At 68.1% G+C, this 16,913-nt stretch carries 17 protein-coding genes; 3 read left to right on the forward strand and 14 right to left on the reverse strand.

Going from position 1 to position 16,913, the window contains the following annotated elements:
- Positions 1-9: 9 nt before the first annotated feature.
- The 4 genes from MK313_RS09065 to MK313_RS09080 all read right to left on the reverse strand — a co-directional run bounded on the left by MK313_RS09065 (position 10) and on the right by MK313_RS09080 (position 4,102).
- Positions 10-1,017 (reverse strand): chlorophyllide a reductase iron protein subunit X, encoded by a 1,008-nt coding sequence (locus tag MK313_RS09065; RefSeq protein WP_008944433.1) that lies wholly within the window; start codon positions 1,015-1,017, stop codon positions 10-12.
- Entirely contained in the window at positions 1,014-1,952 is a 939-nt protein-coding gene (gene bchC, locus MK313_RS09070; protein WP_287780975.1) for a chlorophyll synthesis pathway protein BchC, read from the reverse strand. Before bchC ends, MK313_RS09065 begins: the two co-directional genes overlap by 4 nt.
- A gap of 105 nt (positions 1,953-2,057) precedes the next feature.
- On the reverse strand, positions 2,058-3,224 hold the full coding sequence (locus tag MK313_RS09075; protein ID WP_287780976.1) for a methyltransferase: 1,167 nt from the start codon (positions 3,222-3,224) through the stop codon (positions 2,058-2,060).
- 8 nt (positions 3,225-3,232) lie between these two features.
- Entirely contained in the window at positions 3,233-4,102 is an 870-nt protein-coding gene (locus tag MK313_RS09080; protein WP_287780979.1) for a polyprenyl synthetase family protein, read from the reverse strand.
- Positions 4,103-4,201: 99 nt separating this feature from the next.
- On the opposite strand from MK313_RS09080, the gene crtD reads away from it, so the two are divergent.
- Positions 4,202-5,752, forward strand: a complete 1,551-nt coding sequence (gene crtD, locus MK313_RS09085) for a 1-hydroxycarotenoid 3,4-desaturase CrtD (RefSeq protein ID WP_287780982.1) — start codon at positions 4,202-4,204, stop codon at positions 5,750-5,752.
- 23 nt (positions 5,753-5,775) lie between these two features.
- A complete protein-coding gene (locus MK313_RS09090) occupies positions 5,776-6,633 on the forward strand; it encodes a carotenoid 1,2-hydratase (RefSeq protein WP_287780984.1) in 858 nt (285 codons plus the stop codon).
- On the opposite strand, the gene MK313_RS09095 is transcribed toward MK313_RS09090, so the two are convergent.
- The 8 genes from MK313_RS09095 to MK313_RS09130 all read right to left on the reverse strand — a co-directional run bounded on the left by MK313_RS09095 (position 6,630) and on the right by MK313_RS09130 (position 15,195).
- Positions 6,630-6,779 carry a hypothetical protein gene (locus tag MK313_RS09095; RefSeq protein ID WP_287780986.1) on the reverse strand — a complete coding sequence of 50 codons (150 nt, stop codon included), beginning with the start codon at positions 6,777-6,779 and terminating at the stop codon, positions 6,630-6,632. The genes MK313_RS09090 and MK313_RS09095 overlap by 4 nt on opposite strands.
- Entirely contained in the window at positions 6,772-7,929 is a 1,158-nt protein-coding gene (locus MK313_RS09100) for a phytoene/squalene synthase family protein (protein WP_287780988.1), read from the reverse strand. The genes MK313_RS09095 and MK313_RS09100 overlap by 8 nt, the downstream gene beginning before the upstream one ends.
- A complete protein-coding gene (locus MK313_RS09105; protein WP_287780990.1) occupies positions 7,926-9,461 on the reverse strand; it encodes a phytoene desaturase in 1,536 nt (511 codons plus the stop codon). Before MK313_RS09105 ends, MK313_RS09100 begins: the two co-directional genes overlap by 4 nt.
- On the reverse strand, positions 9,458-10,363 hold the full coding sequence (gene bchO, locus MK313_RS09110; RefSeq protein ID WP_287780992.1) for an alpha/beta fold hydrolase BchO: 906 nt from the start codon (positions 10,361-10,363) through the stop codon (positions 9,458-9,460). The genes MK313_RS09105 and bchO overlap by 4 nt, the downstream gene beginning before the upstream one ends.
- On the reverse strand, positions 10,360-12,153 hold the full coding sequence (locus tag MK313_RS09115; RefSeq protein ID WP_287780994.1) for a VWA domain-containing protein: 1,794 nt from the start codon (positions 12,151-12,153) through the stop codon (positions 10,360-10,362). Before MK313_RS09115 ends, bchO begins: the two co-directional genes overlap by 4 nt.
- Positions 12,146-13,183, reverse strand: a complete 1,038-nt coding sequence (bchI, locus tag MK313_RS09120; RefSeq protein ID WP_121220578.1) for a magnesium chelatase ATPase subunit I — start codon at positions 13,181-13,183, stop codon at positions 12,146-12,148. Before bchI ends, MK313_RS09115 begins: the two co-directional genes overlap by 8 nt.
- Positions 13,184-13,329: 146 nt before the next feature.
- A complete protein-coding gene (locus MK313_RS09125) occupies positions 13,330-13,917 on the reverse strand; it encodes a nitroreductase family protein (protein ID WP_287780996.1) in 588 nt (195 codons plus the stop codon).
- A 111-nt stretch (positions 13,918-14,028) separates the two neighbouring features.
- Positions 14,029-15,195 (reverse strand): pyridoxal phosphate-dependent aminotransferase, encoded by a 1,167-nt coding sequence (locus MK313_RS09130; protein WP_121220582.1) that lies wholly within the window; start codon positions 15,193-15,195, stop codon positions 14,029-14,031.
- Between the two features lie 36 nt (positions 15,196-15,231).
- On the opposite strand from MK313_RS09130, the gene MK313_RS09135 reads away from it, so the two are divergent.
- Positions 15,232-15,903, forward strand: a complete 672-nt coding sequence (locus tag MK313_RS09135; RefSeq protein WP_121220584.1) for a GntR family transcriptional regulator — start codon at positions 15,232-15,234, stop codon at positions 15,901-15,903.
- Here MK313_RS09135 and MK313_RS09140 read toward each other — a convergent pair.
- Together MK313_RS09140 and MK313_RS09145 are read right to left on the reverse strand one after the other, a co-directional pair.
- Complete coding sequence (locus tag MK313_RS09140; RefSeq protein WP_287781000.1) at positions 15,900-16,286, reverse strand: DUF488 domain-containing protein; 387 nt, start codon at positions 16,284-16,286, stop codon at positions 15,900-15,902. The genes MK313_RS09135 and MK313_RS09140 overlap by 4 nt on opposite strands.
- Positions 16,283-16,768 (reverse strand): MarR family winged helix-turn-helix transcriptional regulator, encoded by a 486-nt coding sequence (locus tag MK313_RS09145; RefSeq protein ID WP_287781002.1) that lies wholly within the window; start codon positions 16,766-16,768, stop codon positions 16,283-16,285. The genes MK313_RS09140 and MK313_RS09145 overlap by 4 nt, the downstream gene beginning before the upstream one ends.
- Between the last annotated feature and the right edge of the window lie 145 nt (positions 16,769-16,913).

Below are 16,913 nucleotides of genomic sequence, written 5' to 3' on the forward strand. Positions count from 1 at the left end.
TGCCTCGGCTCAGACGGTGTCGTAGATGACTTCGAGGGACGGCTTGTTCAGCGCGCCGGCCGGGCACATGTCTTCCGCCGTGGCCGGAATGAGCCTGTAATCGGCACCGGTCTGGCTGGAGTCGAACAGCCCCAGCAGCCCGTCCTGGTCGAGTGGCGTCGGCAGAACCGGCGGGGCTTCCGCGAGGTTGATCGACAGCGCCTCGAACAGCGGCCCCCATTGCGAGTCGGGCGAGCCGATGATCTGGTAATTCGCACTCTTGCGGCGGATATCCTCGTCCTGCGGAATCGCCGCCAGGACCGGGATGCCGACCGCCTCTGCGAAGGCCTGCGCCTCGCCGGTGCCGTCATCCTTGTTGATGACCAGCCCGGCGACGCCGACATTGCCGCCCAGATTGCGGAAATACTTCACCGCCGAGCAGACATTGTTGGCGACATAGAGTGATTGCAGGTCGTTCGAGCCGACGACGACGACCTTCTGGCACATGTCGCGGGCGATCGGCAGGCCGAAGCCGCCGCACACCACGTCGCCCAGGAAGTCGAGCAGGACATAGTCGAAGTCCCAGTCGTGGAAGCCCAGCTTCTCCAGCGTCTCGAAGCCGTGGATGATGCCGCGCCCGCCGCAGCCGCGCCCGACTTCCGGGCCGCCCAGCTCCATGGCGAACACGCCGTCGCGCTTGAAGCAGACATCGGAGATGCTGACCTCCAGCCCGGCTTCCTTGCGCTGCGAGGCGGTCTGGATGATGGTCGGGCAGGCGCGCCCGCCGAACAGCAGCGAGGTGGTGTCGCTCTTCGGGTCGCAGCCGATCAACAGCACTTTCTTGCCCAGCCGCGCCAGCATGTAGGACAGGTTGGCCAGCGTGAAGCTCTTGCCGATGCCGCCCTTGCCATAGATCGCAATGATCTGGGTTTCCTTGGTCACCGGGCCGGTTGCCGGGGCGTCGGGCTCGATGGCGGCTTCCGCGCGCAGATCCTGGTGCATGTCACGGCGGGCAGCGGCGCCTGTGTCGAGTTTCATGCGGCATTCCTCCAGTCGATCACCATTTTCAGGCAGCTTCGGTCGGTGAAGGCTGTCCGATAGGCGGTCTGCGCCTGTTGTGGCGCTGCGTGATGGGTGATGAGGCCGGCCAGCGACAGGCGCTGCGCCTCGATGAGGCTCAGGACGGCCTGAATGTCGGCGGGCCGGAACTCGGCGGCGATGGAAACGGAAATCTCGCGCATGAAAGCCGGCACGAAGCCAAAGGACACGCGCTCGCCATAGAAGCCGGCCAGCACCACCTCGCCACCCTTGCTGAGGCGGGCGATGGCGGCATCGAGGGCGGCCATATTGCCGCTGGCCTCGATGGCGGCGGCATAGCGGCCAGACACATCTTCCGACGGATCGATGACCGGGTAGAGCCCGCCGCTGTCGCGGCGCTCGGAGGCGGTCTCCCAGACGGTCGGCGGCTCGTGGCCCTGCGCGGTGATGATGCGTGCTGCCAGCCGCCCGACGACGCCATGGCCGATCACCAGCCCCGGTGCCTGCCGGGCCCGGCTGACGGCATTATGCGCCGTAGCGGCCAGGGCCAGCAGGGTGGCCTCCTCGGCGATCTGCGGATCGACCGGCACGGTGCGCACGCCGGCAACGACCAGCCGGGCGGCATTGGCGCCGAACAGGCCGGCCGCGTCGGTATAGCAGCTGGCGCCGGGCACGAAGATCGTCTCGCCGACGCGCCGCCCGGAAGCGGGGCCGGCCTCGACCACCCGTGCCACCGACTCATAGCCGGGAACCAGTGGGTAGCCCATGCCGGGGAAGCTGGGCATGGCGCCTTCATAGAGGAGTTTTTCGGTGCCGGTGGAAATGCCGCTGAACAGGGTTTCAGCAACGACATCGCCTTCACCGGGCCGGCTGAGCGACACGCGCCGGACGTCGAGCGTCCCAGGCCTCTCGAAAATGATAGCGTCGGTTTGCATGACTTGTGTCCTTTCGGACAGCAGAAACCCAAATGCGTACTGTCATAGTAAATTTACATTTAAGAGTGTCAATTAATATTTACACATTAAGGATGGAATCTGCCGTCAACGGCGCGCAACAATCAGCGTTGCGAGTAGCGGATTGGCGGTCTGTACGATGCGGGGCGCCTGGAATCCGGCCTCTGTCAGCAGGGCCATGATGTCGCCCGTGCCGCGGCAGCGACCGGACCCCATGGCGAGGAAGTAGAGCGAGAAATAGCTGGCCGCGAGGCGTGCGCCCTCTGACGGGCCGGCCATCGCTTCCGCCACCACCAGATGCGTGCCGGGCTTCAGGGAGCGGTGCAGGTTACCGAGGATGCGGCGGGTCCGGTCATCATCATGGTCGCACAGGATGCGGATCAGGGTGACGCAGTCGGCCTCGTCGGGAAGGCGGTCCTGGACGAAGTCGCCGCCCTGCACGCGGCTGCGGCCCGCCAAGCCCAGGTCGGCCAGATGCTGTTGCGCCCGTTCCGCGACGGCGGGCAGGTCGAACAGCCGCAATTCGAGTGCGGGATGCGCCCTGCCGGCCTCGGCCAGGAAGGCGCCATCGCCGCCGCCGACATCCAGCAGGCAGCGGTACCGGCTGAAATCATGCGCGCCCAGCACGCAATCGGCAATCATCGCCTGGCTGAGCCGCATCAGGGATGAGTAGGGGGCCACCGCTGCCGCATCCAGCCCGGCGGCACCCTCGCCGCGCGCATAGGCCCAGAAGCGGGCCAGCTCGGTGTCGCCGGCCACGCCGCGCAGCAGCCCGTCGAGATCGCCGATGTCACGGTAGAAAATGTCATGGTGGCGGATCATCGCGGCCAGCCCGGCATCGCCCGCGATCACCGCGCCGGCATCGTCCAGCATCCAGAAATCCGGCGCCATCTCGCGGACCAGCGCCAGCCGCTCGGCCTGCTCCAGCAGCAGCCGCAGCCGCGCGGGGGCGAGGCCACAGGCCTGTACCAGCGCGCCGGTCGTCTGGCCGCCGCCCTCCAGCAGGCCGAACAGGCCCAGCCGCACGCAGCTGCCGAGGATCTGGCTGTGCACGAAGCCGGCGGTCAGCCGGAACAGATGGTTGGCCTTGCGGCTGGCGATCCAGCGGGTAACCGGCAGGCGGGCCATCAGTCGCCGGAAGCCGGGCGAGCCGATCTGGCGATTGCGCCAGTGCCGCAGGCGGATCGCCAGGGATGGCGGCGGGGCCGGTTGCGTCTCCCGCGCGGGTTCCGCTATGCCGGCGCCGCCTGCCACGGCGGGCCTTATGCCGCGCTGGCGGGCAGCTTGGCCGGCATCAGACGCGTCGCCTCCTTGCGGATCATTGCCTTCATGCTCTCCGCGCCGGGGCAGTCCGGCACATTGTCCGCTGCCGTCTCGACCAGCTTGCGCAGATGCCGCAGCGTATCCTCCACGCCCAGTTCGGCGACGATGTTCGGCTTGCCGTTGCGCAGGTCCTGGCCGGCCGGCTTGCCCATGCTGCCGGTTTCGCCAACCGCGTCGTAGAGATCGTCGGCCACCTGATAGGCCGCGCCCAGCGCCTTGGCGAGGGCGATCCAGTCGCGCGGATTGCCGGAGGCGGCGATGGCACCGGCGGAAACCGCGCCGATGAACAGCGAGGCTGTCTTGGCCTGGTGATAGCTGCCGAGATGCATGTCCGGCTCGCTCTCCCACGCCTGACCGGCGACCAGACCGTGCGGCGATCCGACCGCCGTGGCGATGGTGGCGACCAGCGGCGCGGTCAGCGCGGGTGTCAGCATGGTCTCCCGCGCCAGCGTCTCGAAGGCGGCCACGATCAGCCCGTCACCGGTCAGCAGCGCGATCTCCTCGCCGAAGGCGACATGGACGGTCGGCTTGTCACGGCGCACCGCCGCATCGTCGAAGCAGGGCATGTCGTCATGCACCAGCGAGGCGCAGTGCAGCAGCTCGATAGCCACCGCCGCCGCCGTTGCCGCGCGGGCGTGCCGGTCGCCGCAGGCCAGCGCCACGGCGAGGCAGAGCCGGGGCCGGATGCGCGCCCCGCCGGGGAAGACCGCATGACGCAGGGCGCCGGCCAGCTTGGCCGGGCAACTGCCGGATGTGGCATGATGCAAGGCCATGTGAAGGCCGGTTTCGATGCGCTCAGCGATATCCATGGGCGGTCTCCCTGCGCACGTTTGTAAATTTACTTATACATAGTATACTGTAAAAAATAATTGACACCTAGACTCAAAATGCCTCGTCCGGAACGGCCCATGGTCAAGGCGGATACACCGAAGATCGTCATTATCGGCGCCGGGGCCGGTGGGCTGGCCGCTGCCATCGCGCTGGGGGCTGCCGGCTATCGGGTGCTGGTGCTGGAGGCGGCGGCGGGGCCAGGCGGCAAGCTCAGGCAGGTCATCACGGCCGGGCAGGCCTATGATGCCGGGCCGACAGTACTGACCATGAAATGGGTGTTCGACGCGCTGCTCGCGCGTTGCGGGCTGCGCCTGGAAGACGGGCTAGGTCTCACCCGCGCAGATATGATCGCCCGGCATTACTGGAAGGGCGGGGCCTGCCTCGACCTGTTCGCCGATCCCGAAGAGAGCCGCCGCGCCATCGGTGATTTCGCCGGCGCGCGCAATGCGGAGGGCTTCCGGCGCTTCACCGAGGACAGCGCGCGCGTATTCGCGCTGCTGCGCGACAGCTTCATCGATGCGGCGCGGCCCAACCCGGTGTCGCTGTCGAACCGCATCGGCCTGCACCGGCCGGGCGCGCTGTTCGCCCTGCAACCCTTCACCACCCTGTGGTCGGCGCTGGGCCGCTATTTCCCCGATCCCCGGCTGCGCCAGCTGTTCGGGCGCTATGCCACCTATTGCGGTTCCTCGCCTTTCCTGTCGCCGGCGACGCTGATGCTGGTCGCCCATGTCGAGCAGGACGGGTTATGGCTGGTGGAGGGCGGCATGCATGCGCTGGCGCGCCGGCTTGCCGCCATTGCCGAGGGGCTGGGTGTTACCTTCCGCTATGGCGCGTCGGTGCGGACGATCCGTGGCGATAGTGCCGGGCGGGCCGTGACGGGCGTCGAGCTGGAAAGCGGGCAATTCATCCCGGCCAGCCAGGTCATCTATAATGGCGATGCCGCCGCGCTGGGAGCTCTGCTCGGCCAGCCGGCGCAGCCGCAGCCAGCCGGGCGGTCCCTGTCGGCGCTGGTGGTGTGCGGGCCGGCCAGGCCGCGCGGCGTGCCTCTGGCGCACCATACGGTGTTCTTCTCGGACAATTACCGCGACGAGTTCGAGGCCATCTTCCGCCATGGGCGCCCGCCCGAGGACCCCACGATCTATCTCTGCGCCCAGGACCGCGACGCCTGCGGCCGGCTGACAACAGGCCAGGCGGCGGGGGAGGCCGAGCGGCTCTATGCCCTCATGAACATGCCGGCGGATGGCGATCGGCGCCTCTATCAGGAAAGCGATATCGAACGATGCCTTACCGCAATGGACCGCCGGCTGGCGGCGAACGGCCTGACGGCCGGGCGCCTCCGCAGCGCACAGATCGTCACCACGCCGGATCGGTTCGCGGCCCTCTATCCGGGCAGCGGCGGGGCGCTGTACGGCGGGGCTTCACACGGCTGGATGGCCTCGTTCAGCCGGCCGGGATCGCGCGGGCCGCTGCAGGGTCTCTATCTGGCCGGGGGCAGCGTGCATCCGGGGCCGGGCGTGCCGATGGCGGCGCTGTCGGGCAAGCTGGCGGCGGACCGGCTGATGGCGGATATGGGTTCGACCGGCCGGTCCCGGCTGGCGGCTACCGCTGGTGGTATGTCGATGCGGTAAGCGATTGCGGCCAGTACGCGCTGGTGGTCATCGCCTTTATCGGCTCCGTCTTCTCGCCCTATTACCATTGGGCGGGCCGGCGCGAGCCGGAAAACCATGTCGCCTTCAACGTGGCCCTCTATGGGCCGGGCGGCGCCTGCTGGGCGATGACGGAGCGCGGACGCGGCAGCCTGTCGCGCGGTCCCGACGGAGTTCGGATCGGCGGCAGCCGTCTAGGCTTCGACAGTACCGCGCTGCATATCGATTTCGACGAAATGGCCCTGCCCTGGCCCGGCCAGCGCCTGCTGCCGAGCCGCATCGCCGGCAGCATCCGGCTGGTGCCGGATACGGTGACGAACGACAGTTTCGCGCTCGATCCTGCAGGCCATCACCATTGGGCGCCGCGCCTGCCCGCCGGTCGCGTGACTGTCGAGACCGATGCCATTCCCGGCGGCGGCTGGAACGGCCATGGCTATCACGATTCGAACTGGGGTGACCGGCCACTGGAAAGCGACTTCGCCGGCTGGGACTGGGCGCGCGGGCGGACGGCGGCAGGCGATACCCTCATCCTCTACGATGCTCGGCTGCGCGACGGTACCGAACGGCATCTGGCGCTGCGCCTGACCGATGGTGCGCTCACGCCTGTTCCGGCCATTCAGCGTCAGGAGATGTCACGTGGCTTCTGGGGTGTGCGGGCCGGAATATCCTGCGACAGCGATGCCACGCCAGAGATGGTGCGCGCGCTGGAGGACAGCCCCTTCTACCGGCGCAGCCTCGTGCAAACCGTTCTGGCCGGGGAGAAGGTCGCGATGATGCAGGAAAGCCTGGATTGCCGACGTCTCGCCAGCCCGCTGGTGCGGCTGATGCTGCCCTTCCGCATGCCGCGCCGGGTCAGCTCCTAGCCTTGCTCCTCGGGCGGGGGACGGGCCTCACGCTCGCGTGCCTCTCGCTCCGCCTTCTTCAGGTCATGGCGTTGCCAGACATAGAAGGCAATCGCCAGCCCGAAGACGAGGCCGGCCTCGATCAGCCCGAAATAATTCTCAGGCAAGTGCTGCTGCCTTGCGCCGGGAAGCGACGCGCCGGGCGCGGTTTTCCTCCCGTGCGCTCAGCTCCAGCCGCATCATGATCAGCGTCACGCGCTCGATGGAAGAGGCGCCGGGCAGGGATGATGGCTCCGGGCCGGCGGTGCGGAGGAGGGCAAAGGAACCAGTGGCCTCCGCCACCAGCGGTGCGGCGGCGGGGTCAGGCGGGAGATCGGCATCGATCCTGCCGGAAAGGGGTGTATCGGCACGACGGGCGCTCAGCACCAGCGCCAGCTTGCGGGACAGCGGCGTGTGGGCGCGGTGGCCCACACTGTCATAGCCCTGGGCCGCAAGGCGCAGGCCGATCTCGCGATAGACCAAGGCGGCGGTGCGGATCGCCAGCCGGCAGTCGGGCGGCAGCCTCTCAATGCCGGCATGGCCCAGCCGGTAGTGATGGTCCGCCTCCTCCAGCAGCCGCCGGATCACGCCGGCCAGTGCCGGGGAGAAGCGGGGTCGGCGCAGGAAAGCATCGGCGTCGATGCCGCCCTCGGCGAGCCAGTCGCGCGGCAGGTAGAGCCGCCCGTTGCGGGCATCCTCTCCCACATCGCGGGCGATGTTGGTCAGCTGCATGGCAATGCCGAGGTCGGCGGCGCGGGCCAGCGACGATGCGTCGCCCACCCCCATGACCATCGCCATCATGATGCCGACGCTGGCCGCCACGCCGGTCGCATAGCTTTTCACCTCGCCGATTCTGTCATAGCGGCGCCCCTCCATATCCATCGCGAAGCCGCTGAGCAGGGCGAGCGGCGCACTCTTCGGGATGGCATGGTCGCGCACCACGCGGGCGAAGGCGCGGTCGATCGGGTTGGCGGCGGGCGATCCGGCATAGATTGCCTCCAGCCGGTCGTGCAGCCGGGCCAGCGCCTCCGGGCCGGCGCGCGTATCGTCCACCAGATCGTCGGAATGACGGCAGAAGCCATAGAGCGCATGGGTCGCCTCGCGCACCCGCACCGGCAGCAGCAGCGAGGCCAGGTGAAAGGATTTCGAGCCGCGCCGGATCGCGGCGCTACAGGCGCGCAGATCGGCGAGATCGCCAGTGAAGCCGTAATTCACCGAGGCCGGGCGCGGCTGCGGTGCCAGCGCCAGCAGGGGAAGTGTGCTGCCATGGTCGGTCATCGCGTCGGGCCTCCCGCTGCTGCCCGGAGTCGCATCGGATCGGGCACCAGGTCGGCGACGATCCGCGCCGAGCAGAGCACGCCGGGCAGGCCGGCGCCGGGGTGGGTACCGGCGCCGCAGAGATAGAGATTGTCCAGCTCCTCGCTGCGGTTGTGCGGCCGGAACCAGGCGCTTTGCAGCAGCCGCGGCTCCAGCGCGAAGGCCGCCCCCTGCCAGGACAGCAGCCGGTCGCGGAAATCCAGCGGCGTAGCGATGCGCTGACTGACGATGTGCCGGCCGAGGCCGGGCAGTACCGTCTCCTCCAGCCGCTGCTGGATGCGGGCGCGGTAGGTCTCGGCCATCGTCTCCCAATCCGTGTCGCCGGCCAGGTTGGGCACCGGGCTCAGCACATAGAAGCTGTCGCAGCCCTCGGGCGCGAGCGACGGGTCGCTGGCCGTGGGCCGGTGCAGGTAGAGGCTGAAATCCTCCGCCAGCCGCTTGCGGCGGAAGATGTCGTCCAGCAGCCCCCGGTAGCGCGGGCCGAACAGCATCAGATGGTGCGGGACGTCTTCATAGCGCCGGTCGGTGCCGAAATACCAGACGAACAGGCTCATCGAATGATGCGCCCGGGCCAGCTTGCGGTCAGTCCAGCGCCGTCGCGGATGGTGCTTCAGCAGCCTGCCATAGGTGCTGGCGGGGTCGGCGTTGGAGACCACGATATCGGCCTTTACCTCCTCGCCCGACGACAGGCGCAGGCCGGTGGCCCGGCTTCCTTCGGTCAGGATGGCATCGACCGTCTCGCCCAGCCGGATCGTGCCGCCCTGCCGCTCGACGAGGCTGGCGATGCCGCGCACCAGCGCGTTGGTGCCGCCCATCGCGTAATGCACGCCGTATCTGGATTCCAGATGCGCGATCAGGCAGTAGAAGGATGTGGCGGTGAAGGGGTTGCCGCCGATCAGTAGCGGATGGAAGGAGAACAGGGTGCGCAGCTTTTCGTTGCGGAAATGCCGGGCGACCACGTCATAAACGGAGCGGTAGCCGCCCAGCCGCACCATCCGCGCCAGCACCCCCAGCGTGAAGGCGAAGCTGTGGAACGGCTTGTCGGCCAGCTGCGCGAAGGCGACATCGTAGATCGCCCGGCTTTCCTCCATGAAGCCGCGATAACCGGCGACATCGGCGGGTTCGATGCGGGCGACTTCCGCCTCCATCCGCGCCGCATCGCCGGAATAGTTGAAGACCGTGCCGTCATCGAAGCGGATCGTATAGAACGGATCGCAGGCGCGGAGGTCCAGATCGTCCTGCATCCGCCCGCCGCAATCCTCCCACAGCTTCTCGAACAGCCAGGGGGCCGTGATGATGGTCGGGCCGGCATCGAACACGAAGTCGTCCTGCCTGTGGGCGTAGGCGCGGCCGCCCGGCGCGTCCAGCGGATCGAAGATGCTGACCCGGTAACCGCGCGCCGCCAGCAAGGCGCCGGTCGCCAGCCCGCCCACACCGGCACCGATGATCGCCGCGTGCGGGCGGCTGTCACGCTCGGGCGGGGCGAGGTTCATGGTCTGGCCTCCGCCTTGGTGTCGGGCCCGGCCATTGTCTGCTCGATCCAGCCGCAGACCTGCGCCGGCTCGCTCTCATGCAGCAGATGCCCGCCATGTTCGGTCAGGATCAGCTGTGCGCGCGGCGCGAGCGTGGCGGCGTGGCGGGAATTGCTGTCCGGCACCATCGGGTCGTCGCGCGCCGCGATCAGGATCAGCGGCATGTCGAGTTTTCGCATCCGGTCGTCCAGCGCGCCCAGATCCCAGGCGGCCATCATGCCCAGCGCGCCCTGGACATGGCCCGGCATCCGCATCAGCCGGCGGTAGATATCCGCACTCTCGCGGTCGATGCGCGATCCGGTGGAGGCCAGCAGATTGCCGGCCAGCGGCGTCGCCCGTGTCAGCAGGGCGAAGGCCGCCGCCGACAGCGGGTTGGCGAACAGCGCCTTGGCCAGCGGCGAGAAGATGCGGTTGCCGCGAATCGGCAGATAGGCGCCATTGATGCCGACCACCCGGCGCGGCGGTGGGTCGAGCATGCCGGACAGCACGATGGCGATGGGACCGCCCGCCGAATGGCCGATCACCGTGTCAGGCACAAGGCCCAGCTGGTCCAGCAGCGCGCGTAGCGTCATGGCCATGCCGTCCAGCGACAGGTCGGTCCGCCCGCGCGCCGTGGTGAAACCGTGGCCTGGAAGATCGGGGATCATCAGCCGGTAACGCTCTGCCAGCAGCGGCACCAGACGCTGCCAGGAATGGCCGCTCGCCCCGGTGCCGTGCAGCAGCAGGATCAGCGGCGCATCTGCGGGTCCATGGAACTGAAGGTGCCAGGTCAGCCTGCCCGACGTGACAAACTGGCTGTGCTGCCGGTAGGGCCAGCTGTGGCCCTCCGTTTCCCAGTCGAGCCGGCAGCTGGCGGCGCTCATGGCTGGCTCTCGCTCATTGAGGCATAGACCACGTCGGACAGGGCCGCAGCACTGGCATGGCGCAGCACATGATGGTCGGCGCCGAGATCGGCGGCCAGTGCGGCCACCTGCTCGCGCGGGCGGCGGGCAATGTCGATGCAGATTGTCTTCAGCCGGTGCCCGCGATACAGCGCTGCCGCCTGTCCCAGCTGCTCGCGGGCCAGGGCGCGGTTGGGGCTGCCGTCACGCGCGATGTTGCCGCTGCCATCGGTCAGCAGGACGAGGATCGGCGTGCCGCCCTGCCGCCGCACCGACTGGGCGAGGCCGAAGCCTGTATCGAGGCCGGAGACCAGCGGCGTCGGGCCGCCGCCGGGCAGGCCCGACAGGGTGCGCTTGGCCAGTGTGAGCGAGCGCGTCGGCGGCAGGATGATGCTGGCCCCGGTGCCGCGAAAGGCGACCAGCGCCACCTCGTCGCGGCGCACATAGCAGCGCGCCAGCAGCTGCTCGATGGCGCCCTTGGTCTCGCCCAGCCGTTCCAGCGCCGTCGATCCCGAGGCATCCACCAGGAAAATCGCTGTCGAGGGCGCGGCATGGCGCAGCCGGCGGTAACGGAAATCCTCGGGCCGGATCAGCAGGCGCGGGGCGGCAAGGGTGGCGTCCCGGTGCAGCCGCCGCAACCGCTGCCAGGGCGCGGCAGTGCGCAGCGTGGCCATCAGGTCCGGCCTGGCGTCGGGATAGGGCGGGGAGGCGGTCGTGCCGAAGGGCCGGCCGCGCCGCGCGTTCTTCTGCAGCGCCCCGGCCTTGCCGACACGGGACCGGGGCGCTGCGGATCGCTCCGCGACGCCGAAGGCCGGCAGCCCGTCGATGGAACCGGCTTCGGCCTCGCTCAGCCATTCGCTGGCCGGGTCGATATCGGACGGGCCGGTGGGCTCGGTTTCGGTCCCATCTTCCGTCGGGGGCGGCCTGTCGGGGGATGGCTGCGCCTGCTGTGTCTGCTCCGGCGGAGGCGCCTGCTGGGATTGCTCCTGCTGCGGCTGTTCCTGCTGCGGGTCGGGCCGTAGCCCCAGACACAGGCGCAGCGCCGCCAGCACGTCCTCTGTCGTGGCGCGCTCCCGCCGCATTAGCGCGGCATGCACGCGTGCTACAAGGGCCAGGTGCCGCAGGACGGGCAGGGAGCGGTGCCCGGCGGAGTCGGCGGTTTTGGCGAGCAGCCGCAGCAGCGAATCTTCAAGGACACAGCGCCGCCAGTCGGGCATGCCTGCAGCCTCCGGCACATCGTCAGCCGCTTCGGTGTCGCGCCAGCTGACCGGGCCGAGATCGACATGCAGGCCCAGCCGGTTGGCCAGCGCAGGCGGCAGGCTCTCCTCCGGTTCCGCCGATTCGTCGAGGGCGATGACCGTGAAACGATCCTGCGCCCGGTCCATGCACCCGGCGATGATTGCCCCCGCCGCCGGCTCCAGCCGTTCCGACATGGGGATCAGCAGCACGCCGCCCTGTGCCTTGGCCAGCAGGCCGCGTTGTGCGACCAGCCTGCCGGCGGCTGCCGAGGCGGACAGATCGATGCCGCCGCGCAGCGTGTCCGGCGTCGCGGTGGCAGGCAGCCGGACCCACGGGCAGGTGGCCGGGTATGCCGCGCGCAGCCGTTCCAGAAAGGCCTCGCGCGTGCCGCCGGCCCGGGCTTTCACCCAGATGCCGCCGATGGCATTCCCGCCCAGCGCCGCGATCCGGATGGCCAGCAGCGCGTCGCGCCAGTAGGTCACACCCGGATGTGTTGAAATCGCAGCGGTCAGGGCGGCGGCGCCGTTAGGCATGGCCGTTTCCACTGTGGAAGCTGGCGAGCGCGCGTTCGATGCGCGGCGCGCTGCCGGCATCGTCCAGCGGGTCGCGGCGCAGCCGGTGGCACAGCACCATCGGCGCGATCTCGGCGGCGTCGTCCCAGCTGACCTCGGTCCGGCCATCCAGCGCCGCCGCCGCGCGGCAGGCCCGCATCAGGGTCAGCTCGCCGCGCATGCCATCGATGCCAAGCCTGAGGCAGAGCTGCGACATGCGGATCATCACACTGTCGGGGATCTGCACCTGGCGCAGGATCTTCCGGGCCTTCACGACCTTCGTGCCGATAGCGGCGTCGCGCTTCTCCCAGCTGGCGCGGAAGGCGTCCGGGTCGGTCTCGTAGGCGTCGCGCCGGCGGATCACCTCGATGCGGGCATCGAGGTCGTCGATGCTCTTCACATCGACGGCGAGGCCGAACCGGTCGAGCAGCTGCGGCCGGAGATCGCCTTCCTCCGGATTGCCGCTGCCGACCAGGATGAAGCGCGCGGCGTGGCGGATGCTCAGCCCCTCGCGCTCGACCATGTTTACGCCCGACGCGGCGGCATCGAGCAGCAGATCGACCAGATGATCCTCCAGCAGGTTCACCTCGTCGATATAGAGGAAGCCGCGATTGGCGGCGGCCAGCAGGCCAGGCTCGAAATGCTTCTCGCCGGCGACCAGCGCGCGTTCCAGGTCGAGCGCGCCGCACACCCGGTCCTCCGTGGCGCCCAGCGGCAGATCGACCATCGGCGCACGAAGTTTCACCACCGGCGGCGGTTTGGCCCCCTTGGACGGGGTGCAGACCGGGCAGGCCTCCTGTGGCTCGTTCGGCAGGCAGTTATAGCGGCAGCCCTGGCGGGTCTCGATCTTCGGCAGCAATTCGGCAAGGGCGCGCACCGCCGTCGATTTGCCGGTGCCGCGGTCGCCGAAAATCAGCACACCGCCCAGCAGAGGCTCTACGGCGGCCATCAGCAATGCCTGCTTCATCGCCTGCTGGGCGACGATGGCCGAGAAAGGGAAGGGCTTCGACATGACAACCGCCAGACCAGTGAGTGTCAATTAATATTGACATCTTTCTGGGGCGGTTTGAAGGGTTAGTTGACAGTCCTGGGTTGAGGCTGGTTTTCCCTCCCGCGCGGAAGCCCGTCACGGGAGGGATAAACCGGCCGGGCGTCAGCTCAGAGCGCCTTGCCCCAGGTCCCGCGGAAGCAGAACTCGGCCAGCGGCTTGCGTACGCGCGGGGCGGTCTCGCGCTGGGCCATGTCCTCCGGCAGGCTCGCAGCATCGCCCAGCCCGCCGATGGCGAACATGGTCAGCGCGCGCCAGCCCTCTGGCAGGCCGGCATGCTCATGCACCTTCTCCGGCAGGAAGCCGGCCATCTGATGCACATAGAGGCCTTCCTGCTGCGCCTGCAGGGTCAGGAAGGCGACCGCCTGGCCGACATCATATTCGGCATGCGGGTTGCGGGTGCCGTCCGGGCGGTTCTCGTTCACCAGCGCGATGCCCAGCAGGGCGGCGTTGCGCGCCCAGGGCAGGTTGCCCGGCTTCAGGTAGGTCAGCGTCTGCTCGAAGCTGGCGCTGCCGGCCTCGTCAATGATGAAGCCCCAGGGCTGGATGTTGCTGGCCGACGGGGTCCAGCGCGCGGCTTCCAGCAGGGTCAGCACCTTGTTTGCCGGAATGGCGGTGTTGGTCAGGGCACGCGGGCTCCAGCGCTCCTGCATCAGGGGCAGGATCGGATGGTCGACGGGCGCTTTGCGGTTCGACATGTTGGCTCCTATGGCTTTTGGAAAGCGGCTCCAGAGGGTGTCTGGAAGCCGCCGATGCATGGGTAGCCAAATACGATATTGGGCGCGCCGAGGGAATAGCGATTCGGGTGATTACAGCCGCAGTGCGCGACGAACCCTTTGGCCGAGCGTTTTCAGCCGAGGCACTGGTTCGTTGGCATAGACGAAGCGGATATATTGCGGACCGTGATGTTCTCCCCAGCCGGCCATAGTGGTGGCGCAGACGCCTTCCTCCAGCAGCCGCTGCGACATGGTCTCGCCGTCGATGTCGAAGTCGCTGACGCGCAGCAGCAGTGACCAGCCGCCGCCCGGCACGCCAACCGGCAAGTACTTCAGCTCCTCCAGCACTGTATCGCGCCGTGCCTGCAACTCCGCGACATAGGGGGTAAGGGTGGTGCGGGAACGCTCCAGCGCGATGGCGGCGGCATCCTGGGCGATACCGACCGGCACCACGACATTGGCCAGCGATACGGCTACAAGGTCGGGCAAGAACATCTCCGGCGCCACGGTCCAGCCCACACGCCAGCCGATCATGCGCAGTTCCTTCGCCGAGGAGCCGACGGTGATGGTGCGCTCTGCCATGCCGGGCAGGCCTGCAGGATGGATCACCGGGCGGTTGTCATAGACCAGCCGTTCCATCGCCGTATCGAGGATCAGCAACAGGTCGTTGACCACGCACAGCTCGGCGACGAGGTTCCAGTCGCCGGCATCCAGATAACCGCCGGATGGCATAGAAGGCGACATCAGCAGCATGGCCGTCACCTTTGGGCCGATGGCGGCTTGCAGCGCTGCCCGGTCCAGCTTCCATTCGGCGCCGGGGGTGAAGGTGAACGGCACGAATTTCGGTACGCCACCTGCAAGCCGCACACGGTTGATGAGGCCGGCATAGGTCGGGTCGGTAACGATCACTTCGTCGCCGACTTCGATGGTGGCCAGCAGGGCATTCAGAATGCCGGACAAGCCGCCGGCAGAAATCACGCAATTTCGCGCGCCGCTGTAGGGCACGCCCGACAGGTCGGAGACATGGCGCGCCGCAACGTCACGCAGATGGGTCTGACCGATGAAAGGCAGATAGGAGTTATCGTCGTCGTGCGATGCCGCTTTGCAGGTACGCTCAACCGCCTCCGGGTCTGGTGGAATATCGACATCCAGATTTTCCAGGCGCAGGAAATCCTTGCCCGACCTGTCGGCGATTGCTCCCATACGGTCCACGCCGATGCCGGCGATATGATGCAGACGGGACGGACGCTTGCGGGCCATGGCCTTAACTCCAAATTATAGATAATCTATGAAATCATGAATAAGGAATCACTTCAAACGGATATCGCGGACGGCAATTCCGTCGCCGGCCGGATTGCACAGGCGTTGGCGTCCCGAATCGTGTCTGGTGAACTGCCGCCGGGTGCGCCGGTCCGGCAGGACCATGTGGCGGTGGAGTTCGCCGCCAGTCATGTTCCGGTGCGCGAAGCCTTCCGCCGCCTGGAGGCGCAAGGGCTGCTGGTCAGCCAGCCGCGTCGCGGCGTACGGGTGGCGCCTCTGGACCCGGCCATGGTGCGGGAGGTGACGGAGATGCGCGCGGCACTGGAGGCGCTGGCGCTGCGCCATGCCGCGCCGAACCTGTCGGCACAGGATCTGGAACTGGCGGAACTTGCGCTGGCGGAAATCGAAAGCAGCGACCGGATCGAGCTGTGGGAGGAAGCCAACCGGCGTTTCCACCGGCTGCTGGCGGCACCGTGCGGCATGCCGCGCCTGCTGTCTGCTATTGACGATCTTCAGCGCACGGCGGCGCGGTTCCTGTTCGCCACCTGGCGCGACCTGAGCTGGCAGCCTCGCTCGGAAGCCGAGCATCATGCCATCCTGGAGGCGTTGCGCGTCGGCCGCCCGGAGGAAGCTGAGGAATTGATGCGCCGGCACATATTGGAGGCTGGGGCGGCGCTTCGCCGCCGGTTGGAAGCTAACGGTAGCTAGGTGACGTCCGCGCCGCGTTCGTTTAGCAGCGCGCGCAGGACGGAGCGGTGGCAGTGTGCCTCCGTCTCGCAATAGCAGCCCAGCGAAAAGTGGGCGCCCCTCGACAGGGCGGCCAGCAGGTCGAGCGTGCGGCGGGCGGCCGGTTCGTCCATCTCCTTGCGGAAGGCGCGCACGAAATCGGCCCATTCCCTGTCCGTCTCGGCGCCGCGCGCCTTGGTTACCAGATCGGCACTGGGCGAGAGTTCCGGATACCAGACATCGAACCAGTCATCGGCGGCATAGCGTTCCTTGCGGACGCCACGCGGCAGCCTTCGTACCGCGCCGATGCGGGTGCCTTCATCGGGCAGGCGGGGCGATCCCAGCCGAACGATGCGGATGGTCATAATGTACTTCCCTCGCCACTGTCGTTCAGCGCGGCGCGCAGCTTGTCGAGGCCGGTCTTCAGCGCCGCCAGTTCCGCCGCTGTCAGGCCGAGGGCCGCGCCGATTTGCGGCGGGATGCATTGCGCCTCGCTGCGCAGTGCCTTTCCGGCCTCGGTCAGGGTGATGAGCACGCGGCGCTCGTCTGCGGGGTCGCGGGTGCGGGCGATGCGACCGGCGCTCTCGAGCCGCTTCAGGAGCGGCGTCAGCGTGCCGGAATCGAGGAACAGCCGCTCGCCGAGCTGGGTGACGGTCAGCCCGTCACGCTCCCACAGCACCAGCATGACCAGATATTGCGGGTAGGTCAGGTCCAGCTTTTCCAGCAGCGGGCGGTACAGCCGGTTGAAGGCATGTGCCGTGGAATAGGCGGCAAAGCACAGCTGCGTGTCCAGCCGCAGCATATCCTGCTGTGGACCTGCCTCTTTTCCGTCCGGTTTCGCGCTCATGCTCTTTGCTCCTGTCGTCACTCCTCCTTCATTAGGGATGGCAGGCGGGAATGGCAAGGGTTGTTGACAAATAAATAGTGCAAAATTATATTTGACACAATATAAATTACTGCCTATCTTCCACTCATCGAACCGGCATACCCCT

Origin of the sequence: Oceanibaculum sp., assembly GCF_022449305.1 — a bacterium.
GTDB classification, from domain to species: domain Bacteria; phylum Pseudomonadota; class Alphaproteobacteria; order Oceanibaculales; family Oceanibaculaceae; genus Oceanibaculum; species Oceanibaculum indicum.